The sequence below is a fragment of the Palleniella intestinalis genome, from assembly GCF_013166595.1.
GTDB lineage: Bacteria > Bacteroidota > Bacteroidia > Bacteroidales > Bacteroidaceae > Prevotella > Prevotella intestinalis.
The window spans coordinates 386626-411438 of the sequence record NZ_JABKKG010000001.1 but is presented as its reverse complement, the minus strand read 5'-3'; the positions used below and the strand labels follow the sequence as shown (position 1 = coordinate 411438).

20 protein-coding genes and 2 tRNA genes are annotated in these 24813 nt (G+C 48.6%); 14 read left to right on the top strand and 8 right to left on the bottom strand.

Going from position 1 to position 24813, the window contains the following annotated elements; translation table 11 throughout:
• The first annotated feature begins 195 nt into the window (after positions 1-195).
• The 3 genes from HPS57_RS01745 to HPS57_RS01735 all read left to right on the top strand — a co-directional run bounded on the left by HPS57_RS01745 (position 196) and on the right by HPS57_RS01735 (position 5247).
• Positions 196-1851 (top strand): LuxR C-terminal-related transcriptional regulator, encoded by a 1656-nt coding sequence (locus HPS57_RS01745; protein WP_172179566.1) that lies wholly within the window; start codon positions 196-198, stop codon positions 1849-1851.
• A 664-nt stretch (positions 1852-2515) separates the two neighbouring features.
• A complete protein-coding gene (locus tag HPS57_RS01740; protein ID WP_172179564.1) occupies positions 2516-2941 on the top strand; it encodes a hypothetical protein in 426 nt (141 codons plus the stop codon).
• Entirely contained in the window at positions 2938-5247 is a 2310-nt protein-coding gene (locus tag HPS57_RS01735) for a TonB-dependent receptor (RefSeq protein WP_172179562.1), read from the top strand. Before HPS57_RS01740 ends, HPS57_RS01735 begins: the two co-directional genes overlap by 4 nt.
• A 111-nt stretch (positions 5248-5358) precedes the next feature.
• Here the strand turns inward: HPS57_RS01735 and HPS57_RS01730 are convergent, their stop codons facing one another.
• The 4 genes from HPS57_RS01730 to HPS57_RS01715 all read right to left on the bottom strand — a co-directional run bounded on the left by HPS57_RS01730 (position 5359) and on the right by HPS57_RS01715 (position 10206).
• Positions 5359-6993 carry a family 43 glycosylhydrolase gene (locus HPS57_RS01730; RefSeq protein ID WP_172179560.1) on the bottom strand — a complete coding sequence of 545 codons (1635 nt, stop codon included), beginning with the start codon at positions 6991-6993 and terminating at the stop codon, positions 5359-5361.
• 281 nt (positions 6994-7274) lie between these two features.
• Entirely contained in the window at positions 7275-8351 is a 1077-nt protein-coding gene (dinB, locus tag HPS57_RS01725) for a DNA polymerase IV (RefSeq protein WP_172179558.1), read from the bottom strand.
• A gap of 78 nt (positions 8352-8429) precedes the next feature.
• Positions 8430-9071: an HAD family hydrolase gene (locus HPS57_RS01720; protein ID WP_172179556.1), complete on the bottom strand. Its 642-nt coding sequence runs from the start codon at positions 9069-9071 to the stop codon at positions 8430-8432.
• Between the two features lie 58 nt (positions 9072-9129).
• Positions 9130-10206: a diacylglycerol/lipid kinase family protein gene (locus tag HPS57_RS01715; RefSeq protein ID WP_172179554.1), complete on the bottom strand. Its 1077-nt coding sequence runs from the start codon at positions 10204-10206 to the stop codon at positions 9130-9132.
• A gap of 212 nt (positions 10207-10418) precedes the next feature.
• Between HPS57_RS01715 and spt the strand changes: the two genes are divergently transcribed.
• Positions 10419-11606 (top strand): serine palmitoyltransferase, encoded by a 1188-nt coding sequence (spt, locus tag HPS57_RS01710; protein WP_172179552.1) that lies wholly within the window; start codon positions 10419-10421, stop codon positions 11604-11606.
• A gap of 219 nt (positions 11607-11825) precedes the next feature.
• Here spt and HPS57_RS01705 read toward each other — a convergent pair whose 3' ends face one another.
• Entirely contained in the window at positions 11826-12545 is a 720-nt protein-coding gene (locus tag HPS57_RS01705) for a DUF4893 domain-containing protein (RefSeq protein WP_172179550.1), read from the bottom strand.
• 257 nt (positions 12546-12802) lie between these two features.
• On the opposite strand from HPS57_RS01705, the gene HPS57_RS01700 reads away from it, so the two are divergent.
• From HPS57_RS01700 to HPS57_RS01660, 9 genes are all read left to right on the top strand, one after another.
• Positions 12803-12877 (top strand) — tRNA-Pro (locus tag HPS57_RS01700).
• A gap of 27 nt (positions 12878-12904) precedes the next feature.
• Positions 12905-12979: transfer RNA gene (locus HPS57_RS01695), tRNA-Pro, on the top strand.
• Positions 12980-13052: 73 nt separating this feature from the next.
• Complete coding sequence (gene map, locus HPS57_RS01690; RefSeq protein WP_172179548.1) at positions 13053-13916, top strand: type I methionyl aminopeptidase; 864 nt, start codon at positions 13053-13055, stop codon at positions 13914-13916.
• 29 nt (positions 13917-13945) lie between these two features.
• On the top strand, positions 13946-14977 hold the full coding sequence (gene tsaD, locus HPS57_RS01685) for a tRNA (adenosine(37)-N6)-threonylcarbamoyltransferase complex transferase subunit TsaD (protein ID WP_172179546.1): 1032 nt from the start codon (positions 13946-13948) through the stop codon (positions 14975-14977).
• A 159-nt stretch (positions 14978-15136) separates the two neighbouring features.
• Entirely contained in the window at positions 15137-15667 is a 531-nt protein-coding gene (locus HPS57_RS01680) for a CinA family protein (RefSeq protein WP_172179544.1), read from the top strand.
• Between the two features lie 52 nt (positions 15668-15719).
• Positions 15720-16673, top strand: coding sequence for a LuxR C-terminal-related transcriptional regulator (locus tag HPS57_RS01675; protein ID WP_172179542.1), 954 nt, complete (start codon positions 15720-15722; stop codon positions 16671-16673).
• 93 nt (positions 16674-16766) lie between these two features.
• A complete protein-coding gene (locus HPS57_RS01670; RefSeq protein WP_253946429.1) occupies positions 16767-17546 on the top strand; it encodes a gliding motility protein GldB-related protein in 780 nt (259 codons plus the stop codon).
• Positions 17543-19726 (top strand): S9 family peptidase, encoded by a 2184-nt coding sequence (locus tag HPS57_RS01665; RefSeq protein WP_172179540.1) that lies wholly within the window; start codon positions 17543-17545, stop codon positions 19724-19726. Before HPS57_RS01670 ends, HPS57_RS01665 begins: the two co-directional genes overlap by 4 nt.
• Positions 19727-19867: 141 nt before the next feature.
• Positions 19868-20824, top strand: coding sequence for an SPFH domain-containing protein (locus tag HPS57_RS01660; protein WP_172179538.1), 957 nt, complete (start codon positions 19868-19870; stop codon positions 20822-20824).
• Between the two features lie 137 nt (positions 20825-20961).
• Here the strand turns inward: HPS57_RS01660 and HPS57_RS01655 are convergent, their stop codons facing one another.
• Genes HPS57_RS01655 through HPS57_RS01645 form a run of 3 tightly spaced genes read right to left on the bottom strand, consistent with a single transcriptional unit; the run spans position 20962 to position 24198 of the window.
• Positions 20962-21900, bottom strand: a complete 939-nt coding sequence (locus tag HPS57_RS01655; RefSeq protein ID WP_172179536.1) for an NAD(P)H-dependent flavin oxidoreductase — start codon at positions 21898-21900, stop codon at positions 20962-20964.
• Between the two features lie 60 nt (positions 21901-21960).
• The gene (locus HPS57_RS01650; protein WP_172179534.1) at positions 21961-23385 is read right to left on the bottom strand and encodes an alpha-d-galacturonidase; all 1425 of its coding nucleotides are present in this window, start codon (positions 23383-23385) and stop codon (positions 21961-21963) included.
• 3 nt (positions 23386-23388) lie between these two features.
• On the bottom strand, positions 23389-24198 hold the full coding sequence (locus HPS57_RS01645) for an SGNH/GDSL hydrolase family protein (protein WP_172179532.1): 810 nt from the start codon (positions 24196-24198) through the stop codon (positions 23389-23391).
• Positions 24199-24442: 244 nt separating this feature from the next.
• Here HPS57_RS01645 and HPS57_RS01640 point away from each other — a divergent pair, with 244 nt between their 5' ends.
• A complete protein-coding gene (locus HPS57_RS01640) occupies positions 24443-24661 on the top strand; it encodes a hypothetical protein (RefSeq protein ID WP_172179530.1) in 219 nt (72 codons plus the stop codon).
• The last annotated feature ends 152 nt before the right edge of the window (positions 24662-24813 follow it).

Below are 24813 nucleotides of genomic sequence, written 5' to 3'. Positions count from 1 at the left end.
GGCATGCTTTTGCGTTTAGCGATGCAAAGGTAGCAATAATTTTCTGTATATGCGGCAAATGGCGGGGATTATTAGAATATTTTAAGAAAATCGGTTTTGTGTGCCTGTTTTTGCTGTCCAAATCTTTTGTGATTTCTTGCATATCTCGATATTTTTCACGAAATTTGCATGCGTATTTATAATGAAGGAAAGCGTATGAGGAAATTTATATGGATGTTGGTGTTGGGAGTTGCTGTCATTGCTTCATGCACACGGTCGGCGTCACATCAGAATGGTCTGCTGGACGATGCGGAGCGCATTGTCCCGAACAGTCCCGACAGTGCATTGGCCATGATAGAGGGGGTAGAGCCTTCCGATTTGGCGGAGGATTCTCTTAAGGCAAAGTTCTATTATGTCATGGCGTTTGCGCATAAGGCACAAAACCGTTCAATGGTTTCTGACTCGTTGATACATTGTTCTTATGAATACTATAAGGGTCGGGACATTGCAAAATCTGTAGAAAGCGGGACTCTTTATGCGTGGCATAAGTTTTGGGTGGGCGACACTGAGGGTGCTGTGCGATTGCTGGATTCTCTGACGGCAAGTTCCGGAATTCCTGACAGCGTTGTCGTTGAGCCATTGCGCATGAGGGCGCTTTTGGGCGCGTCACTGTATGAAGGCGAGAAGAATGTTGCGATATTGAAAAGGTTGCAGCGTATCGATAAGTCTCCTAAAGCGCAACTGGAATACAAGTATCTTTTGTGCGAGGCTTATGAGTATGCCGGCAAGTGTGACTCAGCTTTGATGCTTATTGATGAGCTTATAGCTTTTGCAAAGGCGAACAAGATAGGCGACAAGCAGTTCCAGTTTGAGATGGACAGGGCTCAGATTCTTACGGAGTTGGGGCGATACGGCGAAAGTGACCATGCGATAGATGAGGTTTTCCGCAAAGCGCCGGACAATGGTGCTGCCCATTACCTGTATCTTCAGAAAGCGATGAACCATTTCAACAGAGGCGATCTTGCGGGTGCAGCTTCGGAATTGGACATCGCTGACAGCATGGCTTCGGAGAAAGAACAGAGCGAAAACGCCTATTTCCAAAGTTTCAGCAGGCTTTTACGCACGATGATTGACTACCGCAAGAGCCGGAAGTTATCGGTGAAGCATATTGCAGGTGTCACGAACCGCCAGCAGGAGCGGTTCAACAGGATGGCTGCGTCGCAATGGGAGACGGAACGGAACGCTTTGAGGAATGAGAACACAACGTTGGTGCTCAAAGCCAAGAACGAGCAGAAAGCGGCCGTCCTCATAATCCTGATTCTGGCATTGCTGCTTACCATGGGAATTTCGGTCTGGGTTGTCCACGACCGCCGCCTAAAGGTTGTTGAGGCGGAGGAGCGTGCCGAGGCTTTGCAGAAAATGGTTGACGAGCTGAAGGAAGCGCCTGAATCTCCTTCAGGCTCAAACTCCTCTGACGCGCTCCGCCGTGCAATGCTCCGGCAACTCGGCATAATCAAGATGGTGGCAGAGACTCCTACGGAGCAGAACCGTGAGATGCTGCGCAAGATTTCGTCATTGGACGGTGAGACAAACGGCGCATTGGTTAATTGGGACAACATCTTTGCCGTAATAGACAATCTTTATTCCGGATTCCACACTAAGCTCATTGCACGTTTCGGCGACATGCTTACGCTGAAGGAAACGCAGATTATAGTCCTCATGGTAGCAGGCTTCTCGACAAAGGAAATCGGTGTCATCACAAGCCAGACGACTGCAACGATCTATGTGCGCAAGTCCTCAGTGAGGAAGAAGCTCGGCGTGCCGGAAAAGGAAGATATTGTGGCGTTCTTGCACCAAACATTGGCGCATTAAGCAAACATTTATTACTCTCCGGTAAACATATACAATACAATTTCAGTTGTGACAAGCCCCTATCTTCGCATACAGCAACAGGATTTTCGCTGTAAAGTGTGGCGGAGCCACAGTCCTTACGGTACCCCCCCCCTGCTTCAGCAGTGGGGACAACAAGAATGCTCTCTGCATTGTGTGGTGGAACCACACTCCTTTATTGTGGTTAAGGAGTTGAAACAGAAAGGAGTGTGGCGCTGCCACACAACTTATGGAGATTATCTCTAATCCCCATGACTGAAGTCAGGGATGTTTGAGCTTCGCTCTACCTCCCCTCGCCACGGCATAGCTGAAACAAGTTTCGCTCTGCTCGTTTAGCTTATCGGGGAGGTTTCCCATAAGGGCTGTGGCTCTGCCACATCTTGTGCGAAACATTTTATATGAAAATTTGATTTCACAACAACTTGTGGAATTTTACCGGGCAGCATTAAGCAAACATTAAGGTTGGAAATGCCGATATTAAGACTTTTAATGGATTGTGGTGCTGATAATCAATACTTTGTGTAATGTAAATTTAGATTTGTATATTTGGAGTTAAGATAGTTTTAGGCGTAATTTTGCATCAGAAATCAGCGGTTAAGTGTTAGCTGGTTGGACTATTAAAAAAACTAATAATATTTTGATGCTTATGTCTAAAACTATCTCAATTCGTGCCATCGCATTTATGATGGCTTCGACAATGTTCTTTTCGTGTGGTAATCTTTCCGGTAAAGGTGACTGTCGTGACCGTAACCTTGAACATGCCGTACTCTCACATCTTGGTTCCAAAGGCATGGTGGAATATGTCGGCATGTTCGATGTCAAAGATGTGAAAGGAGGTTGCAGTGCAGGCGTGATTTATTATGTGGCAGACTCGCTTGGCAATAAAGTAGAGCGGAATGCACGTGTTGTTGGCAATGATGATTTCTCAAAGGTGTACTCTTGGGAAGACCTTAATGGGCGTATGCTTGATGAGGTCAAGCGGAAAGTGACAGAAGAAATGAAGGGAGCAGGGATTAACCTTGACGGAAGTCTTATTGATGCACTTGTGGAACTTAAAAAACGGGCACGATGAAACAGATTCTTTTATTTGTAATCGGCATTATGTCCGCTTGTCCGGCACTCTGCCGTGACATTAAGGGCACGGTGCTTGACGAAAGCAATGCTCCGCTTTCTTTCGCCAACATTGTACTTTATTGCGATTCAAACTACATGGCAGGCTGCATAACGGATGAGGCAGGCAGCTTTTCCCTTGCTTTGGAATCGGACTGTAGGCTGACGGCGAAAGTCTCGTTTGTCGGCTATGATGCCGCTTCTGTCGCTGTACCCGCGTCCGGTGATATGGGGACAATAATCCTAAGACCCGCTGCTGTCCAACTTGGCGATGTTGTCGTGAAATCGGTCCGTCCGACTACAACGCTGAAAGGCAATGCCTTGGTGACAACCGTTGAAGGCACTTCACTCGCCATTGCAGGCACTGCTAATGATGTGCTGGCACAAGTCCCGATGGTCGTTAGCAATGGTGGGGCTGTGGAGGTGTTCGGAAAAGGTGCACCGGCAATCTATGTCAACGGGCGCAAGGTCAATAATCTTCAAGACCTTGGACAGCTGAATTCTCAGGACATAAAGGCTGTAGAGGTCATCACCAATCCAAGTGCGGCATATTCGGCTGACGTGCAATCGGTGATACGCATACGCACAAAGACTCCGAAAGGTGACGGATGGAGCGGAACATTCAGGACGGATAACGGTTTCCTGCATTATTTCCGTACCGGCAACTCTATTGATTTGAAATACCGCACACGTGGTTTTGAGCTGTTTGCAAACTATGGATGGTGGCATGGCAACAGTCTGTTTGACCGCACTAACGACATGACCACAACAACTGCGGAGCACATTTACAAACAGCTTATCCGCACTTCGGGCAAGGATTCGTATAACGACATGACGGGAAAAGTGGGATTCTCCTGGATGATAAACAGCAATCATTCGTTAGGCGCATACTATCAGAACGGTTGGAACCGCCACAAGCAAACAGGAAGCATGCCGTCGGAAATATCGCGGAATGGCACGTTGCTTGACAAATATGACATCAATGTCGAGCAGGAATCCTTCGCTCTTCCGCGCCATTATGCCAACATCTACTACAATGGTTCTGCCGGAAAACTCGGCATAGACTTTAATGCCGACTACCTTTGGTATAAAAACCGCGAATCAGCGTTCAACGATGAGCAGAGCAAGTCGGGCGACGGCCGCATTGTCACCACAAGGACATCCACCCACAGCCTTATGTTTGCGGAAAAACTTGTCATAAGCTATCCGATAGGAAAAGGCGGCATAGAAATAGGGGAGGAGTACACCAACTCACGCAACACCAATGTCTTTGCCACAAACCTTGCGGAAATGGGAGGCTCAGACAGTCGTGTGGAGGAAAGCAACATAGCCTCTTTTGTGGAGTTCGGTCAGCAGATAGGGGTGTTCAATGTCGGTGTCGGTGTGCGTTATGAGCATGTGACATTCGATTATTATGAGAATGGGCAACGCAATGATGACCAGAGCCGTACATATAACAATATCTTTCCTTCCTTAAACATTGCCGCGCAAATAGGCAAAGTCAGAATGGGACTTGACTATTCCTGTAAGACGGTGCGTCCGGGCTACGGGCAACTTGACGGCACTGTCTCTTACATCAACCGTATGACATACGAGACAGGCAACCCGTACCTGAACCCTGCCAAGCTGCATACTGTCGGATTGACGGCGTCATGGCACCGGTTCTTTGCACAACTGTCCTACACTTATTTCAAGGACGGTGTGTACCATGTGACCGAACCTTATGGAGAGAATGGAGAGGCAACACTCATAAAGACGGAGAATCTTGACCGTCGCCATTGTTTTCAGGCGTTTGCCGGCGGCCGGTTTACGGTCGGACCATGGCAGCCAAAGGTCAATGTGGGCATGATGAAGCAGTGGCTTACGCTTGATGTCTGTGGCAAACCGATGTCGATGAACACTCCGATTTTCATGTTCCAATGGCAGAATGCCGTGAAAATGCCTTTGGGCATCTGGCTGAATGTGGATGCGCAGCTGATGACACGTGGCTATGACAGGAACACTTATTTGTCGAACACTCCGTGGCATGTCAATGCGAAACTGTATAAAGCCTTTTTCAAAGACACGTTCAGCATAACGCTTGAGGCAAAGGACATTTTTGACAAGTCGGGCAAGGATTTCTTCTTATATAGTGATGCTGTGCAGACAGCCCGGCGTGATTTCACCTCTTCACGTTCCGTTATGCTCACATTGCAGTACCGTTTCAACACAATACGTGACCGATACCGTGGCACAGGTGCCGGCACAACGGAGAAAGCACGTTTCTGAATCCATTTTCCCGAGTCGCCAACTCGAGGCGGTCAAGCCGGCGACTCGGGAAAATGCCTTTGTCGGGATGTTGTTTCAGTGTTGTTGCGGAAGGGGTGTTTTCTGTGGACTTTACTCGCGGATGAGGGTGATGTCGTCCACAAGGCAGCGTGCATTGGTATTGCCTTTGGCGTGGATGCCAATCTTCACTTTGCCACCTGTCAGGCGGATTCCTTTCAGTTCGACGGTCTGCCATTCGCCTTTTTGTTTTTTGGCAGAAGCCTTGAACTCCCTGCCTCCTGTTTCTGCGAAGATGCGGAGCTGTTTGAATGGCTGTTCTGTCTTGACTTTTGCCGTCATCGTGTAGCAGCCGTCGGGCAAGGGGACGTATGGCGTGGCGGTTATTTCCTGGCTGACACGGCGCTCGAAAGGCTGAGTGTCAGTGATGAGGAGTGCCATTTCGCCGGTGGTCTGCCGTCTGTCCTCTCGGCTTTTCGCGTGGTTAAGGCGAGGGGAGAGTGTGTCTGCCACAGTGGCGATGCTGCCCTTCAGGAATTCTGTTGTCCACCCTGTGAGGTAGTCTTGGCGCGGTTTGGCGGCGAGAGGGATTATCCTTCGGTCGGCGTCGAAGCTGCCGTTTATGGCATAGTTGTTCTTGCTGCCGACGCTCCATGAAGCGTTCTTAGGGTCAAGATGCCATTCCGAAATGGAGTTGAAGTGAGGGATTTCCCCGTCAAACGACAATGGCACCCATTGGTTGTAGCCGATGCCGTTGCCTGCGAACTCCGCCCAGCGGTCGCCGCAGTACAGGACAAGCTCGCCGCCGGTGCCGCGCAGTGTGTAGAAGAATCCCGTTTGCGAGAGGTGCGCATAGTCGCGCTCGCTGCCCGGCATTATCTGCATGGCGTTGCTTATGTTCAGCGGATAGTCGTTGTCCGGGCGCTTGTAGCCGGCTATCGCCTCACGGTAAGGTCCTTTCACATTGTCGGCGACAAGGAAATAGGCGTAGGAGCAGTCCCAGCCGTAGAGGTTTGAGGCGCAGAGATAGTACTTTCCGCCATACTTGAACATGCAGTTTCCTTCACGGCCAGCTCCCTCATAGACCTTTGTGCAGTCCAAAAGTCCTATTGAGCCGTCCTGGGTGCGTCCGATTTCCGCCACGAAGATGCGGTTGCGCCCGCTGCCTTTGCTGCAGACCAGGTAGCCTTTGCCTGTGTCCTCGTCCACGAAAACAGTCTGGTCGCCTGTGTTTGTCGTGCCCACCATGTCCTTCATGTTTATCAGTCTGCCCCATTTGAACGGGCCGGCAGGATTGGCAGACTCTGCCACAAGCACTTGGCTGCCGCACTGCACGAACATGGCGTAGACACTGTCCACCTTCACCACGCCGAGTCGTCCCAGCCATGTCCGGCCGGCATGCTTGTCAATCTCTTCGTGGCTGACTGCTTCGCCAAGGGATTTCCAGTTGGCCAAATCGTCAGAGACGTAGCATGTCACGCAATCATATTGCGCATTCGGCAGGGTGACCGAAGGGTCTTTGCGGTATTCCTCTGCGGCGTAGTATTTCACGCCGTACCAGTAATAGCGCATTTTCTTTGTCTCCGGGTCTTCGAACCGGAATATTCCTCCGCCTTGCGAATAGATAGTCTCCCCATCGACTGTCTGCCAGAAGCAGTCGTTGCGTATTGTTCTTTCTGTGTTTTCAGGCTTTGCAGAGCCATTTGTCATGGCTGCCGTCATAGCCAAAAGCATTAATGCTCGTTTCATTTTGTAGTTCATTTTGTTTTTTTTAGTTAGGTGTATTATTTTATTTTAAGTAGTGTACTATAAAAAATAATGCCAAGCAATCAAGCTTTTGTACATTAGTATCTTATAGTATTATTCTTCAAAAGGCTATAAAGGAGTGTGGCGCTGCCACACATTATGTATGGATTATTGACCTTTCCCATGACTAAAGTCAGGGGTTACCATAAGGACTGTGGCTCCGCCACACCTTCCACTGTTTTTTATCAATTAAGCCTCGTCCTGTGGTATGCTTGGGTTGGCGGTTATAGTCCGAGTTCTTGCTCTGTCCAATTCGTTTTGTGGAGCAGTTCGTCCCGTTGGTTGGACACACTGAGCCCCAGAAGTCGGATTTTATGCTCCTTGTCAAACTCAACATCGGCAAGAAGTCTTTTGGCAACAGGGAGAATGTTGTTCATTTTTGAGAACACGATGCTGTCGGTATGGCTTCTTGTTATTTGCGTGAAGTCGTGATATTTCACTTTAAGAGTCAGTGTATATCCTTGGAACCCCGATTTGTCAAGCCGCCGTATGAGCTCCTCTGCGATGTGGTAGAGTTCGATGATTACAGCCGCTTTCTTGTGGATGTCCTTCTCAAATGTTGTCTCGCATCCGACACTCTTGCGCTCCCTTTCGGCAATCACGGGGCGCTCGTCTATGCCACGGGCGAAATTGTAGTAGATCCTCCCCGCTTTGCCGAACTCCTTCGTCAGTCCTTGCAGTGACCATTGGTGCAGCTGGAATCCGCAGTTTATCCCTAATTGGTGCATGCGCCTTGCCGTGATGTTGCCGACTCCCCAGAATTTCTCAATCGGCAAGGAAGCTATGAAGTCAAGCGCTTTTTCGGGTTGGATTACGCACAGTCCGTCCGGTTTGTTGTAGTCGGACGCTATCTTTGCGAGGAACTTGCAGTAGGACACTCCTGCCGACGCGGTGAGTGCCAGGCGTTCTTTAATCTTCTGCTTTATCTCGCGTGCCGTCTGTGTGGCATAGACATCTCCCTGCTTGTTGCTTGTGACGTCGAGAAATGCCTCGTCAAGTGATATAGGCTCGATGAGGTCGGTGTATTCATGGAATATCTCGTGTATCTGTTTTGACACGCGCTTGTATTTGTCATGGTCTCCCTTGATGACAATGAGCTCGGGGCAGAGTTCCAAGGCACGCTTTGTGGACATTGCGGAGTGCACGCCGAATTTCCTTGCTTCATAGCTTGCCGTTGACAGCACTCCACGGTCGGAGAGCCCGCCAACGGCGCATGGCTTGCCTCTGAGCTCAGGATTGTCCCTTTGCTCCACGGAGGCATAGTAGCTGTCCATGTCGATATGAATGATTTTGCGTGTCAATTCAGTTGTGTTAAGTAACTATTGTAAATTACTTTATATTTAAGTTATGTTTGTACTAAACTAATTTCCAAAAGTTACTTACCTTATCTCGTCAAGCAATTTGCTGAAAGAGTCAATCATGGCAGAGGGGTGGGAGGATGCGATGCGTTCTGCCGGATGGTTGCCGTAAGTGACGGCTATGGTGCGGCATCCGGCACTGTTCCCCATTTCGATGTCAAACGTTGTGTCACCCACGACAAGAGCCTCGCCGGCAGTGATGTGCATCCGTTCCAAAAGTGCCAGCACCATGTCCGGCGCCGGTTTGGGTGCAAGATTGTCGGAGTTGGTTATCCTCGTTTCAAAGAATTTCCCTATATCGTGGTGTTGGAGAATCATGTCCAAGGACTCAACGTTCCTTGACGTGCATATCGCAAGCCGTATGCCTTTGTCGTGCAGGCTTTGCAATGTCTCCTTCACTTCGGGGAATATGGTGATGAGCGAAGCCTCCACTGTGACAAACAGGCGGCGGTAGATCTCTGTGGCTCTGTCGGTAGCCTTGTCATCCAGCCCGTTCAGCATTTGCAATGCCTTTGACAATGGAAGTCCGATAGTGGCGCGCATGTCCTGTTCCGAAGGTATAGGTAGTCCCATTTCTTGGAAAGTGCACTCCATAGTCTTCACAATCCCGGGCGCTGTGTCTGCCAGAGTTCCGTCAAAATCAAAAAGAATAGCTTTTACCATGGTTCGTTTATGTTATGTTTTTTTCTTGTCTGTATGATTCAAAAAACAAGCCCAACCGTCAAAGGTTAAGCTTGTTTTGTATCGTTTTGCTTATTTGCTGCATTTTTTTCCCCTGTTTCGAGATGTCCGAGGCAACTTCCTCGCTGACCTCTTTCACAGCGTCTGTCACTTCCATCCGTGCAGAATGGATAGAGGAAAGGAATTCGCTGAACGCCGTCTGCACCTTCGATGGTTGGCGCTTCTTTCTGTCTGCGTCAGGGTTTGTCACGATTTTTATTCCTTTCTCGCGTATGGAGATGTCAAGGTCAGAGTCAGCCATTATCGGGTCGCCGTCATAATGTATGACTCCCGGTTCTGTGCGGTGGATGCGCACATGCTTGGAGCGGAAAGTCTTTATCTTGGAGTTCTTGTCAAGTGTCTTGTTGAACATGTCTATCGACACCTGTGCAGCCTCAAGCATGTCAAACGGTTCCATGATGATGATGTCCATCAGTCCGTCACGCATGGAAGCCTGTGGCGCGATGTAAGCATCATTGCCGTATTGCGAGGCGTTGGCTATGGAGATGAGGAACGCCTTATGCTTCTTTGTGCCGCTCTCGTCCTCTATGATATATGTCTCAGGCTTGTACTTCAGCCCTTCTTTCAGCACGTTCTCGACATAAGTGATTGGGCCGCGCTTGCCGGCGTTCGCGAATTTCATTGATATGAAAGCGTCGAATCCCATGCCGCACGTGCAGAAGAAAGGCATGGAGTTTATCACGCCATAGTCAAGGTCATGGATTTCGCATTTGTTGATTATCTCAATTGCTCCTTTTGCGTTCAGTGGCAGCATCAGGTGGCGTGCAAGACCGTTGCCGGAGCCGCAAGGTATTATGCCGAGAGCCGTGGGCGTGTTGACAATGGCACGCGCCACCTCGTTGACGGTGCCGTCTCCGCCGACAGCGACAGCAATGTCGTAGTTCTCCCTGACAGCTTCGCGTGCCAGTTCCGAGGCATGTCCCGCATATTTTGTTTCCGCTATGGTGTAGCAAAACTTGTCCTTGTCAAGAATAGTGTCGATAAGTTGGGGGATACCGGCCTTGCTGGTTGTCCCGGAAATAGGATTGAGTATGAAAACAATTTTCTTTTTATCCATAATTGAAGTATGTGCAGCAGGTGGCAAAAATATTGTCACCCACTGTGGCATTTCGTTGCAAAATTACGAAAAAATCAGAGAATTATGCAATGGAATATAAAATATTTTTACATGAAATGCACTTTTTTCACTCCTTTGTGTACTTTATTAAAGTTTTTTTGTACCTTTGCATACAGAAAAATAATATTATACGAAAGTATACCTATAATAAAATGGGACAGTTAGCAGAAAAATTCAAGAGTTATCGCCTTCCACAGAAATTCATGGAGGCAGGTGTGTATCCTTATTTCCGTGAGATACTCGGCAGACAGGGTACAGAAGTGGAGATGGGAGGCCATAAGGTGCTTATGTTCGGCTCAAACGCATATACAGGTCTTGTCGGCGACAACCGCATTTGCGAGGCAGCCAAGGCTGCGATAGACAAGTATGGCACAGGTTGTGCCGGCAGCCGTTTCCTTAATGGCACGCTTGACATACACGTGAAACTTGAGAAGGACCTCGCGGAGTTCGTGCACAAGGATGAGGCTTTGTGCTTCTCGACAGGATTCTCCGTGAACGCAGGCGTCATTGCCATGGTTTGTGGTCGTGAGGACTACATCATTTGTGACGACCGTGACCATGCTTCCATCGTGGACGGACGCAGGCTCAGTTTCGCAAAGCAGTTGAAATACAAGCATAACGACATGGAAGACCTTGAGAACATCCTCAAGAAACTTCCTCATGAGGCTGTGAAACTTATCGTTGTCGACGGTGTGTTCTCCATGGAGGGCGACCTTGCCAACCTTCCTGCGATAGTGGAGCTGAAGCATAAGTACAACTGCTCAATCATGGTTGACGAGGCTCACGGTCTCGGTGTGTTCGGCAAGAACGGACGAGGCGTGTGCGACCATTTCGGACTCACGGACGAGGTGGACCTCATCATGGGCACATTCTCCAAGTCTCTTGCTTCCATCGGCGGTTTCATTGCCGGCGACTGGGACACAATCAATTTCCTGCGTCATAGTGCGCGCACATACATCTTCTCAGCGTCAAACACTCCTGCGGCAACAGCGGCAGCGCAGAAAGCTCTTGACATCCTGAAGGAAGAGCCGGAGATTATAGAGAAATTGTGGGACGTGACAAACTACGCCCTCAAGCGTTTCAAGGAAGAGGGCTTCGAGATTGGCGACACAGAGTCACCTATCATCCCGCTTTATGTGCGTGATGTGGAGAAGACATTCCTTATCACTGCAATAGCTTTCGAGCGCGGTGTGTTCATCAACCCTGTCGTTCCGCCGGCTTGCGCTCCGACAGACACGCTTGTGAGATATGCCCTCATGGCTACTCATACAAAAGAGCAGGTTGACCGCTCGGTGGAAATCCTGAAGCAGATATTTGTGGAGCAGGGTGTTATCAAATAGTCCTTGAGTACATAATATATTTTAATATGTTCGTGAAAGCGGACATGGTTTATAGTGTGACATCTCCTGATACATTGCAACGAGCATTGTGTCAGGAGATGTTTTTTTTTGTTTTTGTTGGTTGTAGGGTGTAGAATGTCACTTTTGATACACGTTTGACCGGCAGTGCAAAAGGTATCACTTTATAGTTTAAATCGTTACCTTTCGCATAGTGAATCGTTACCTTTTGTGGGGTAAAGTGACACCTTTTGCTCTGCTGTTTGCAAGTCGGTGAAAATGAGATGGTTGGTCTGCCTGCTGTTTTGTGAATTCGTATATTTCAAAATCCCGGTATGGCCTGACAAACAGCATTATCAGTTTGTTCTCGTTTATCTTGTAAAGCGTGCCGGCAACAGAGTTCAGGCTTCCGTATTCTGTTTGTGGCTCATCGTTCACTGACCATCCGCCAAGGAATATCATGTATGTTGGCTTGTTGGCATATATGAATCCGGATTTGCGTTGGCTGCCGGCAGTCTTTTCAAAGAATGGTTTGCCGTCTTTCTCTGTAAAGCGGCAAGCGAAGAAAGGGTAGATGAATATTCCGCTGTTGTTTACTTGTATGGAGCGCACACGATGATGTCCATGTAAATCCTCAAGTGAAATTTCCTGCTCTTTTTGGCTTAGAAGTTTCTTGACAGCCTTGCGGTTCTTGATGCCATAGTCGCTGTCGCCAAGTGTGGACAATATGTCCAGTGCCTTTTCCTTGCACATTACCAATGCATCGTAGTCGTCATGTAAGATTGTACCTCTTAGTGACGGGTTGACATAAGACTCCTCCAATGCCTTTGCCGGCATTTCTTTTTGTGCGCCACTTTTGTCTTGGGCGTGCAGACTTGTGCTTTGTGACAACGATAAGGTGGCGATGGCTAATATTGCTTTTGTAATTATCTTTGATGTCATGGTTGTTATGGGAATTTCCAATGCAAAGGTACTGATTATATCTGAATGGCGAAAACATTTTCAACTAAATGTTCAGACAATATTGGCAAAACATTATATAATATAATGTGTATAGCATGCATAAGGCTTGATTTATGTCTAATCATTAAGGTGGTTGTAAAAAAAACGCTTGATAATTTGCGTAATTGATAAAAAAGCAGTACCTTTGCATTCGCAATTCGGAAATGATTTCTGAATGATGCGAAAACAAAACCTTTCGGGGTGTAGCGCAGTCCGGTTAGCGCACCTGCTTTGGGAGCAGGGGGTCCCAGGTTCGAATCCTGGTACCCCGACGAGTTTTGGAAAGGAAAATGATTATTCGGGGTGTAGCGCAGTCCGGTTAGCGCACCTGCTTTGGGAGCAGGGGGTCCCAGGTTCGAATCCTGGTACCCCGACAAAACAAAGAGACTTAGGCACACTGCTTAAGTCTCTTTTGTTTTTATCCTACTTTAATGGAGATACATGTTTATGGGAAACAAAAAACACAAATGGTCTATCCTTCCCGGTCAGGAACTTACGGAGATGGACAAACAGATACTATATTGGCAGAACCGTTCGAAGAGTGTGCCAAGTCGTGACTTGGTGAAGACTCCGGAGCAGATAGAAGGCATACGCCGTGCAGGCGTGGTTAATACGGGAGTGCTCGATGCTGTCGCTGCAGTTATTCGTCCGGGCATGTCCACTCAGGAGATTGACGATATATGCATGGCATACTGCAAGGAGCACAACGCTGTCCCTGCATGTCTCGGGTATGAAGGGTTCCCGAAATCGGTGTGTGTCAGTGTCAATGAATGTGTATGCCACGGCATTCCGAAGCCCAACCAGATACTTCGCGAGGGAGACATCGTCAACGTTGACTTCACAACAATTCTTGACGGCTACTATGCCGACGCATCCCGCATGTTCATTGTTGGTGGCAAGACCACCCCGGAGTGTGAGCAGCTTGTGCGTGTGGCAAAGGAATGCCTTGAGATAGGAATGGAAGCTGCCAAGCCTTATTGCTTTGTAGGCGACATCGGAAACGCAATACAGAAGCATGCCCACAGATACCATTATGGTGTGGTCCGTGACCTTTGCGGTCATGGTGTGGGTCTGAAATTCCATGAAGAGCCGGACATCGCCCATTTCGGAAAGAAAGGCAGTGGCATGCTCCTTGTGCCCGGCATGGTCTTCACCATTGAGCCGATGATAAACATGGGCACTTACAAAGTGTTTATTGACGCTGACGACCCGTTCGGCTGGGAGGTTATTTCTGAGGATGAGCAGCCTTCTGCTCAGTGGGAGCATACGCTTCTGATGACAGAGACCGGTGTAGAGGTGTTGTCCTATTAGGTTGTTGGTGTGAGAAAATGAATGCTTGCATGGAAGAAAAACATATATTCATCTTGGCTATAGAGTCATCATGTGATGATACTTCGGCAGCGGTGCTGCGTGACGGTGTGCTTCTCAGCAACGTGACAGCTTCGCAGGCTGTCCATGAAGAGTACGGCGGAGTGGTGCCGGAGCTTGCGTCACGCGCGCATCAGCAGAATGTTGTGCCTGTTGTCGATGCGGCATTGAAGCGTGCCAATGTGGCGAAAGAAGAGCTTTCCGCCATAGCTTTCACGCGTGGTCCGGGACTGATGGGTTCACTGCTTGTCGGCGTGAATTTTGCAAAAGGAATGGCACGGGCGTTAGGCATACCGCTCATTGATGTCAATCATCTGCAGGGACATGTAATGGCACACTTCATCAAGGAGAGCGATGATGACGAGAATCAGCCTCCATTCCCGTTCCTGTGCCTGCTTGTCAGTGGCGGAAATTCCCAGATAGTGAAGGTCAATGCCTACGATGACATGGAGATACTTGGGCAGACCATTGACGATGCTGCCGGAGAGGCGATAGACAAATGCTCTAAGGTTATGGGACTCGGCTATCCGGGAGGTCCTATCATCGACCGTCTCGCACGCCAGGGCAACCCTAAGGCATTTCAGTTCTCAGAGCCGCATATACCGGGATTGGACTACAGTTTCTCAGGATTGAAGACATCCTTCTTGTACAATCTGCGCAAATGGGTGGCGGAAGACGAGAATTTCATAGAGAATCACAAGGAGGACCTTGCAGCTTCCTTGGAATGGACGATTGTCGACATCCTGATGAAAAAGCTGAAATTGGCTGCAAAGGAGACAGGAATAAAGCATATTGCCGTGGCTGGTGGCGTGTCTGCAAACAATGGATTGCGCAACGCGTTCCATGACTACGCAAAACGTTTCGGCTGGACAATATATATCCCAAAGTTCGGTTATACTACCGACAATGCAGCCATGATAGGCATTGTTGGCACGTATAAATACCGTGACAAGGACTTTTGTGATATCGATGCTCCTGCATTCTCGAAAGTGACATTCAAGTGATATAAGCTATAATGTTTCTTCCGGAAGCCACTACGATTATGGAAGAAGCACAATGGTTAAACTTATAATGACAAACAAATACAAAAAAACTCATAGCATCCTGAGGTTAAAGTCTGTTTCTGTGGTAGTGGACAGTGAAAGATGCGGATGCCAAACATTATGGAATTTGGAAACAAGGTACTAAGTAAGGAACTACTTTCATTGCTTTATGAGTCAGATAAAACCGTTGGTACAGCGGAAAGTTGCACGGCAGGTGGCATAGCAAGTGCCATAACAATGGTTCCTGGCGCATCAAACTATTTCAAGGGCGGCATCATCAGCTATTGGGATGACGTGAAGACCAATGTGCTTGGTGTCGATGCGGAAGTCATCGCAGAGAACACTGCTGTGTGTGAGGAAGTTGCGAAGCAGATGGTGCTCGGAGCAATCAACACTCTTGGTGTGGATTATGCTGTGGCATCAACAGGTTTTGCAGGTCCCGGTTCTGAAGGCGACATCCCTGTCGGTACGATATGGGTGGCTTGTGGAAACAAGGATGAGCAAGTTACTCTGAAACTCACGGATGACGAGGGACGTGACGAGAACATCGGCAATGCTGTGCTGAAGGCGCTGAAGCTGCTTTTGGATTTTGTCAGTGCGCATGAGCCGGCTCGCGTTGGGGATGAAGTCGTGGAACTGATTGCAGAGTGAAAATCTAATCTCTGCATTTCATCCCTTAGGGGATTATTGTGAGAAGGGCATTATGAAGACTCAGAAGATATATGAGGCATACGACCGGATGATTACGCTGATAGGTGATAATTACAATCTCCTTCAGTCACTTGGTCGTTTCGGCATAAACCTTGGTTTTGGCGACAAGACAGTGGAAGAGGTTTGCGAGGAGCAAGGGGTTGACACATACACTTTCCTTGCCCTTGTGAATTTCTCCATAAACGGGTTTAAGGAAATTGATGATGTTGATAAACTATCCATTGAAACTCTTTTGAATTATCTCCGTTCATGCCATAGGTACTACCTTGATTTCCAGTTGCCTTTCATCCGTCGGGAGTTGCTGCAGGCTTTGGATGAGAATGACAGTCTCGCAAACTTGATACTGAAGATTTATGATGAGTATGCCCATTCTATTCATCAGCACATGCGGTATGAGGAGACGGAAGTGTTCCCTTATGTAGAGAATCTGCTGGAAGGGAAAACCTCATCGTTGTATTCCATTGACACATATCTGCGCAACCATGGTAATACGGACCGGAAATTGCGTGAGTTGAAGAATATCATCATCAAGTATCTTCCTTCTGACGGTCTTCGGAATAATCTTTTGATGGCTGCATTGCATGATATTTTCAACAATGAGGAATGGCTTGTGCAACATGCAGAGGTGGAGGAGCATATCTTCATCCCTGCTATCCGCCATCTTGAGAACAGGCTGAGGCAGGATGATGTGTCTGTGAAGATATCCAGAATGATTCACCGTAATAAAGTGCAGGAAAGCCTGTCTTCACGTGAGCGTGATGTGATTGTGGCACTTGTGCAGGGAATGTCAAACAAGGAAATAGCAGACCATCTGTGCATATCCACCAACACGGTGATAACGCATCGCAGGAACATTGCGAAGAAGTTGCAGATTCATTCGCCGGCAGGATTGACGATTTATGCTATCGTTAACAACTTGGTGGATATTTCAAGTGTGAAATTATAGGATATTTGTACTATTTTTGGAAATATTTACCTAAATATTTGGATATATTGATAAAAATATATAATTTTGTACAAAAGTTAAAAACAAATAGGTTTGAGAATAGCATCATACATAGTAATAGCCGTTTTTTGCCTGATGTCCATTGTTGGATGTCAGATGAGTTTTTGGCCGAAAGCGGATGTTGTTGATGACGTGATGATTGAGCGTTATGACCGTATACAGAGCCGGTTTTTGACAACAGGTGATTTCTCTGCGCTTCAGCAGATGAACACGCAATATCCCATGGAGACTCGCACTTTGATTGAGAACGTGTTGTCGATAGGTAATGTGGACCAGGAGGACATAAACGAACGCCTTTTCAAGTTTTACCAGGACACTATCCTTCAAAACATCATCTTGGAAGTAGGGAAGCAGTACGCTGCCATGGATGACATTAAAGATGAAATGGCATCGGCATTTGCATTCCTTAAGGATGAGATCTCTGGTTTTGAGATACCAAAAGTGTACACTCAGATAGGAGCGCTTGGCTCAAGCATAATCATCGGAGATGGGAATGTTGGTATATGTCTGGATAAATATCTTGGGTCGGACTATTCTGTTTACAAGAAATACTATGCGGCATCACAGACAAAATCAATGACACGGGAGAATATTGTGCCGGATTGCTTGTTGTTTTATCTTGTATCGGTTTATCCGTTGAAGAATTTTGAGACAGCTCCGCAGAAAGTACGCGACAACTATATAGGGAAAATAATGTATGTTGTCAATAAGGCTCTTGACAAACCTTTCTACGACACTCCTGACACTCACAAGGTTGAGGAGTTCCACAAGAAACATCCGGATTATACTTTGAGAAAAATACTTGAACAATGAGAAAATCACTTATTTCATTAATATTTATTATGATTGGCGTGTCGGCATTTGCCGGTACGCCATTTACACTGGAAGATGCTGTCAGCGGGAAATTCCGTGCTGAGCGTCAAATGTCTGTCACTCCATTGCCTGACGGAGAGCATTATGCTTGTCTGGTGAAGGGAAAGGTGCTGTCATATAATTTCAAGAATGGCAAGCAAGCGGGAGTGTTGTTTGACCCGGCTGCGGCAAAAGGTGGCAAGGTCGATAAGGCAGAGTCGTTTGTCATGTCCCCAAGTGGCAATAAGATGCTGGTTGCAACGGAAATAAAGTACATATACCGCCGCTCTTTCACGGCAGTGTGGTATGTTTACGATTGCAACACCAACATGCTGACAAAATTGTCAGCTGAGCCTTGCCAGTCACCGGTGTGGAGTAATGACGGAAGCAAGGTGGCTTATGTCCGTGACAATAATATTTTCCTTTATGACCTGATGGCAGCAAAGGAGACACAGGTGACATTTGACGGCAAGCGCAACGAAATAATCAATGGTATTCCTGATTGGGTGAATGAAGAGGAATTCGGGTTCTCTTGTTCACTCTGTTTCAATGCTGACGGCACACAGTTATGCTGGATAAAGTACGATGAGTCAAATGTCAGGACATACGACCTGCAGTTGTACAAAGGTCTCAAACCGTCAAATGCAGCTTATGCGGATTATCCGGGATATTATTCTTATAAATATCCGAAAGCAGGTTACGACAACGCCAAGGTTACGGCATGGAGTTATGATGTGAAGACCGGAACAGCAAGGGAGTTGCAGGTTCCGTTGGAAGCCGACGGATATATATGCCGTTTGTTCCAAACTTCAGACGCATCGAATGTGTTGTTCGTGACTCTCAACCGTCATCAGGACAAGATGTGTGTCTATGCGACAAACCCTGTCACGGCAGCTGCCAAGCTGGTTATGAAAGAGGAGGTGGACAAGTACATCCCTGAGGTGGCTTACGATTTTGTCATGACAGACAAAGGCTTCATCATGATTTCCGACAGGGACAATTTCCGCCACATCTACCGTTACTCCATGGATGGCAAACTGTTGCAGAAGGTGTGTCCTGAGAATATGGATGTCACAGCTGTCTATGGTGTTGACAGCAAGACAGGTGACATATATTATCAGGCAGCTCCGACTCCGATGACACGCCACATTTATGTTGCTCACCGCAATGGCAAGATAGAAAGGCTTTCTGTTAAGGAAGGAACTAACAGTGCTACATTCTCTGCCACAATGAAATACTATTTCAACACTTGGAGCGACCGTAACACACCGTATGTCTGCACATCAAACACCAATAAGGGCAAGATTCTTTCAACCATTGTTGACAATAAGGCCCTTTGTGACAAGCTCGCACAGTACGACATGCCAAAGAAAGAGTTCTTCTCGTTTACGACCTCGGAAGGTGTTGTGCTGAACGGATGGATGATGCGCCCGTCTTGCAGCGCTTCACGCAAATGTCCTGTCATCATGCACCAGTATTCCGGGCCGTCGTCACAGCAGGTTCTCGACTCTTGGCGGCTTGGCTCTATGGGCGAGGGGGCAATCTACGATGCGTATCTTTGCTCTTTGGGCTTTATCGTTGTGACAGTCGACGGCCGTGGCACTGGTTGTCGTGGTGCGGAATTTGAGAAATGCACATATCTCAACCTTGGTGTCCTTGAGTCAAAGGACCAGGTGGAGGCGGCACTGTGGCTGGCAAAGCAGGACTATGTCGATGCCGACCACATTGGTATATGGGGCTGGTCCTACGGAGGTTTCAACACACTGATGTCCATGAGTGAGGGGAGGGACGTGTTCTATGCCGGTGTTGCCATAGCTCCTCCTACAAACTGGAAGTTCTACGACACGGTCTATACGGAGCGTTTCATGCGCACGCCACAGGAAAACCCTGACGGATATGCCGAGAATCCGATAGTAAGGGCGGCAAAGCTCCATGGGGAGCTGCTTCTCTGCCATGGCACGGCAGACGACAATGTGCATCCTCAGAACTCTTACGAGTACACCGAAGCCCTTGTGCAAGCAGACAAGGATTTCCGTGAGCTGCTTTACACAAACCGCAACCACAGTATCTTCGGAGGGAACACGCGCAAGCACCTCCTCCGTCAGGTGGCGCAGCATTTTGTTGATGCGTTGAAGAAATAATGTGCAAAATAATGTGAAATTATCACGCTGTCGTGTAGTTTTTTAGAGGCACGACAGTCTAACATACAGTTGGCATGCTGACAGAGAACCTTCTCCGTTGGTGCGCCATTATCGTACAAACAATATTTAAAATAAAGAATTATGGAAAAGACAACACATTCAGGAGAGTTTGAATTCAAGGGTGGCTCGCTCAACGGCTTTCTCATGATAGCCATTGCCATTCTGCTATGGTGTGCCACAGTGTTCTCCATTGTGCAAGGCATTGTCAAAGCTGACGCCGGAGAGCCGTGCACATGGTGGTTTGTCCTCGGAGGACTGCTGTTTCTTATTGCCGTGATATGTTCGTGCGGCTTCTCATTGCTTGAACCTAATGAAGCAAAGGTGATGACATTCTTCGGACGATACGTGGGCACGTTCCGCAAAAACGGATACTATTGGCTTAACCCTTTCATGAGCGTCAAGAATGTCAGCCTGCGTGCCCGCAACCTTAATGCCGAGCCGATAAAGGTCAACGACAAAGCCGGCAACCCTGTCCTGATAGGACTTGTCGTCGTGTGGAGGCTGAAGGATACATACAAGGCGATATTTGACATTGACACGGACGTGTCCGCCAACGCCCAGACTTTGAACAGCGCATCCGCCCGCATGAACAAGTTCGAGCGTTTCGTCGCCATACAGAGCGACTCAGCACTCCGTGAAGTGGCAGGAATGTATGCTTATGACAATGAGGGTTGCGGCAGCAATGAGGTGACATTGCGCGACGGCAGTGCGGAAATCAACGAAGTGCTTACAAGCAAGCTCAACGAACGCCTTGAAATGGCAGGACTTGAAGTGACGGAAGCCCGCATCAATTACCTTGCCTACGCTCCGGAGATAGCGGCAGTCATGCTCCGCCGCCAGCAAGCCGCCGCAATCATCACGGCGCGCGAGAAGATTGTCGACGGTGCTGTGAGTATGGTGAAAATGGCGATAGACAAACTTTCCGATGAGGGCGTTGTCGAGCTTGACAATGCGAAGAAAGCCGACATGGTAAGCAACCTGCTTGTCGTACTTTGCGCCGACGAGCCGGCACAGCCTGTTGTCAACGCCGGGAAATAGCTATATATAACCGGGAAATAGCTATATATAATAAGGTATATATATAATAAGGTGTAATAATCAAGCATCCATAAGTTAGAGTCAATCCCTCAAACTTATGGATGCTTTCATTTATACATGAGCGTAATGCAGAAATATCAGAGTAACGGCTCAAAATTCATTGCGCTGCGATACTCTGTGACAAGATTGTCCATAATCTCCGCCACCGGCATGATCCTGTTCACGGCAGAAGCCACCTGACCGATTTCAAGCTCACCCTCGTTTGTGTCACCCTCAAATATTCCGCGCTTTGAAGCCGCATGCCCAAGTATTCCGCGAAGCTCCTCGGCATCGGCACCGCGTGCTTCTGCCTCTGCGATACGGCCGTACAAATCGTTCTTCACAAGTCGGGTAGGAGCGAGCTTCTTCAGACAAAGCATAGTGTCGCCCTCTGACATTGCCACACACCTTTGCTTGAATGCTTCCGCAGCGGAACTTTCCTCCGCCAAGGCAAACAGCGTGCCAATCTGCACACCCTCGGCACCAAGAGCCTGTGCTGCCAAAATCGACTGTCCGCAGCCTATGCCACCGGCAGCTATCAGAGGGAGGCTTGTCGCTTTGCGCACCTGAGGGATGAGAGCCATGGTCGTTGTCTCCTCACGCCCGTTATGCCCTCCGGCCTCAAAGCCTTCCGCCACAATGGCATCCACGCCGGCCTCCTCACATTTGCGTGCGAAGAGACTGCTTGACACCACGTGTGCCACGGTGATTCCTGCTTCGTGGAGCATAGGCGTGAATTTCTTCGGGCTGCCGGCAGAGGTGAAGACGATGCGCACACCGCTGTCGATGATAATCTTCATAAGGCGGTCAATCTCCGGATACATCAGCGGTATGTTGATGCCCCACGGACGGTCGGTGGCTGCTTTCATCTTGTCGATGTGCTCTTGCAAAGTATCCGGGTGCATCGAACCCGCACCAAGCAGTCCGAGTCCGCCGGCGTTGCTCACTGCGGCCGCAAGACGCCAGCCGCTGCACCACACCATGCCACCCTGTACGATAGGGTACTTTATGCCGAAAAGTTCTGTTATTCTGTTCATGTTGTAAATGTGTTTTGAATTATATTTCTTGTGTTTGTAAATAACTGCTAAAAGACTGTGCTATTTGTTGGAAACATACTTGTCAAGTTGCGGCAGCGTCTTCGGGTCGACAGAGTCGCACACGACAGTGCCGACAGTGAGGTTGTTGACATTGGCACAAATGTTCTGCGGATTTGCGACACAGCCGACGCGGACATTGTCGATTGACACGTTCCGGACAGGCTTGCGGAAGTCGCCCTTAATCTCATACACACGCTTCACATCGCCACACTCGACATTGCTGACATGGATTCCGTCAATCTTCGTGAGCCGCTCCTCGTATGTCGGCACAAGTTTGCGCCACTGGTAAAGCACCTCGGTGTCAATCTCAAGCACGTTTATCGCTCCAATTGCCTTTATGCCATCCATGTAAATGTTCTCCACGAAAGCACCGCGCCTGTGGTTGGTCTTTATGAAAAAGAGCCTGTGCAACAGACCCGAAGCCACACAGTCGTGCATGTACACATTGCGGATGCCGCCTGAAATCTCGCTGCCTATGCCAAGCAGCGTGTGACCGGCATTGACGGTGCAGTTGCGTATCACAATGTTCTCGCTCGGAGTGGCAAGCCGCCACGCATCACGGTTGCGACCGGCCTTAATCACCACGGCATCGTCGCCCTGGTCGAACACACAGTTCTCGACAAGGAAGTTTCGCGTCATCTCAATGTCGATGCCGTCATTGTTGTGCCCATGTGCGTTGACATCAAGATTCCGTGCGATGCCTCCCTCGCAAAGATAGATGTGCACTGTCCAGAAAGGACTTTGGCGAATCCTGAAACCGTCCAAAAGCACATTCTTGCATCGGTTGAGGTGTATGAGGTGAGGGCGCAGGTGCTTCTCGCCATGAGCCATCTGCCTTTCCTCGACGGCGACATCCGTAGAAGCCTTTGTGTAAAGCTCTTTCAGCGCATCAAGGTGAGGCTGCGGACGGCCGAACCATTTCCGCCATTCTCCCATTATCGGGGCAAGCGTGCCTTTTCCGGTAATCGCCACATTCTCACAGTCGTAGGCGTAGACAAGCGGCGAATAGTTGTAGCATTCCATGCCTTCCCATGAGGTCATGACGGCAGGCAGATAAGCATCGGGACGGTCGATGAACTTCAGGACTGAGCCTTCGGCAAGCACAAGATTGACATTGCTCATCAGGTGCACCGGTCCCGTCAGCCATTCTCCTGCAGGTACAATGACTTTGCCGCCACCTGCTTTGCTGCATGCGCGAATCGCTTTGTTTATCGCCTTTGTGTTTATGAAACCGTCCTTTGCCTTTGCGCCGTAGGAGGTGATTTTGAATTCTTTGTCAGGGAACACACACTCTTTGATGTCAGGCATCTCGAACGGCGCGTCAACCTTGATTGTCTTGTAGTACACTCCCTCGGCGGCAAGATTGCCGATGCCGCAGATTGACAGCACTGTAAATAGAATGACGCGTAGCATGTTGTTTTCCATGTATTAAAATGAGCAAGGAATGGTAAGCAACTGGTACATCAGTGTCGCGGCCATTCGACGGTGGCCTTGGTTGTTCGGATGCAGGCGGTCTTTGTCAGGCTTGGCAAAGTATTTCGCATGTGCGTCAAGCATAGGGTAAAGCCCGCACAATGCCGAAAGGTCGATGACAGGCACCGCCCAAACCTGTCCGCATTCCTTTACGGCATCGACGTATGCGTCAAGATATTCGCCGCATCGGTTGGCATAATCCTCCGTCACCTGCCAGTTCTTGTCGTTGGCATAGAATCCTGCCCTGTGGATAGGAGTCAGCAGGACAATCTGCTTGTCAGGGAATGTGCGCTTCAGCGAGTCCATTGCGATGTTCATGCGTCCGCGGAATGTGTTTGTGTCCATGACAGGGATGCGCCTCATACGTGTCTCCGGGCGTTTCACATAACCGTGACCGTACTCGACGGTCGCCGCCACCTCGTCGTACCATCTTCCCAATGGCACGGCGTTGTTGTAGTCGTTGGTACCCATGAAGATGATTATTGCGTCAAAGTCGTCGCCATGCTCCGAACGCAGTTTGTCCGCCTGCCGTGGAATGTCATTCCACTGTCTGCCGCTGACGGCATAGACGTATGGGGTTATGCCAAGCCACTCGTCGAGCAGGTTCCAGTATTTGTTGTTGCTGCCGCTGTTGCGCGGGTCGGTGACAGAGTCGCCAAGATATGCAACCTTCTTTCCTGCCCATGGGTGGGTGATTGTCATTTGCGCGCAGACAGGCATGGCAAGAAGCACGCAAAGTAGGATGGATAATGTTTTCTGTTTCATTGTTTTTTAGTTGGCTTTAGGATTTATTTTTGAAAAGATAGTGCAAGGCGGATGCAGCAAGAGCTTGCTCTTATTGCCGTGTGCAGCTTATCGTCTGCAAAGATAGTAAATTTATCTCGAATGCTCAAATTATGTGAAAGTATTTTTGCAAGAATCGCTTCGTCTCTACATGTCTTTTTAGGGTGTCTTCTGCAACAGTTCTGACGGTTTTGTGTTGTCAGAGCAAGGAAATGCCGGCATAAAAATGAAAGGACAATTAGTTATATGGGCTGTGTCGGACAATGTTTTGGTGCGACATGATATATTTTCGGCGGCGCGCTACAGAATTTCGGCGGCGTGCTGCAAAATTTCGGCGGCGTGCTGCAAAATTTCGGCGGCGCGCTACAAAATTTCGGCGGCGTGGAACAGACATTTCGGCAGCGTGGAAAAAAAATTGCACGGCGTGGAACAATTGCACAAATAATTTTTACGCAGATTCAGACGCTTTGTGCATATTCTGTTGCATCACGTTAAATCGTCTGAGGCCTTTGCAGAAAAAAGAAGAAGGCGAGCCATGCCTAACTCTGCTTTGAGTAATGACTTGACTCGCCTTGCCTTGTTATTGTAAGCTGCTGT

Bases quoted from the DNA above. Each gene is read 5' to 3' on its own strand.
- HPS57_RS01745 (WP_172179566.1), top strand. From the start codon at position 196: ATGAGGAAATTTATATGGATGTTGGTGTTGGGAGTTGCTGTCATTGCT.
- HPS57_RS01740 (WP_172179564.1), top strand. From the start codon at position 2,516: ATGTCTAAAACTATCTCAATTCGTGCCATCGCATTTATGATGGCTTCG.
- HPS57_RS01735 (WP_172179562.1), top strand. From the start codon at position 2,938: ATGAAACAGATTCTTTTATTTGTAATCGGCATTATGTCCGCTTGTCCG.
- HPS57_RS01730 (WP_172179560.1), bottom strand. From the start codon at position 6,993: ATGAAACGAGCATTAATGCTTTTGGCTATGACGGCAGCCATGACAAAT.
- HPS57_RS01720 (WP_172179556.1), bottom strand. From the start codon at position 9,071: ATGGTAAAAGCTATTCTTTTTGATTTTGACGGAACTCTGGCAGACACA.
- HPS57_RS01715 (WP_172179554.1), bottom strand. From the start codon at position 10,206: ATGGATAAAAAGAAAATTGTTTTCATACTCAATCCTATTTCCGGGACA.
- spt (WP_172179552.1), top strand. From the start codon at position 10,419: ATGGGACAGTTAGCAGAAAAATTCAAGAGTTATCGCCTTCCACAGAAA.
- HPS57_RS01705 (WP_172179550.1), bottom strand. From the start codon at position 12,545: ATGACATCAAAGATAATTACAAAAGCAATATTAGCCATCGCCACCTTA.
- map (WP_172179548.1), top strand. From the start codon at position 13,053: ATGGGAAACAAAAAACACAAATGGTCTATCCTTCCCGGTCAGGAACTT.
- tsaD (WP_172179546.1), top strand. From the start codon at position 13,946: ATGGAAGAAAAACATATATTCATCTTGGCTATAGAGTCATCATGTGAT.
- HPS57_RS01680 (WP_172179544.1), top strand. From the start codon at position 15,137: ATGGAATTTGGAAACAAGGTACTAAGTAAGGAACTACTTTCATTGCTT.
- HPS57_RS01675 (WP_172179542.1), top strand. From the start codon at position 15,720: ATGAAGACTCAGAAGATATATGAGGCATACGACCGGATGATTACGCTG.
- HPS57_RS01665 (WP_172179540.1), top strand. From the start codon at position 17,543: ATGAGAAAATCACTTATTTCATTAATATTTATTATGATTGGCGTGTCG.
- HPS57_RS01660 (WP_172179538.1), top strand. From the start codon at position 19,868: ATGGAAAAGACAACACATTCAGGAGAGTTTGAATTCAAGGGTGGCTCG.
- HPS57_RS01655 (WP_172179536.1), bottom strand. From the start codon at position 21,900: ATGAACAGAATAACAGAACTTTTCGGCATAAAGTACCCTATCGTACAG.
- HPS57_RS01650 (WP_172179534.1), bottom strand. From the start codon at position 23,385: ATGGAAAACAACATGCTACGCGTCATTCTATTTACAGTGCTGTCAATC.
- HPS57_RS01645 (WP_172179532.1), bottom strand. From the start codon at position 24,198: ATGAAACAGAAAACATTATCCATCCTACTTTGCGTGCTTCTTGCCATG.
- HPS57_RS01640 (WP_172179530.1), top strand. From the start codon at position 24,443: ATGAAAGGACAATTAGTTATATGGGCTGTGTCGGACAATGTTTTGGTG.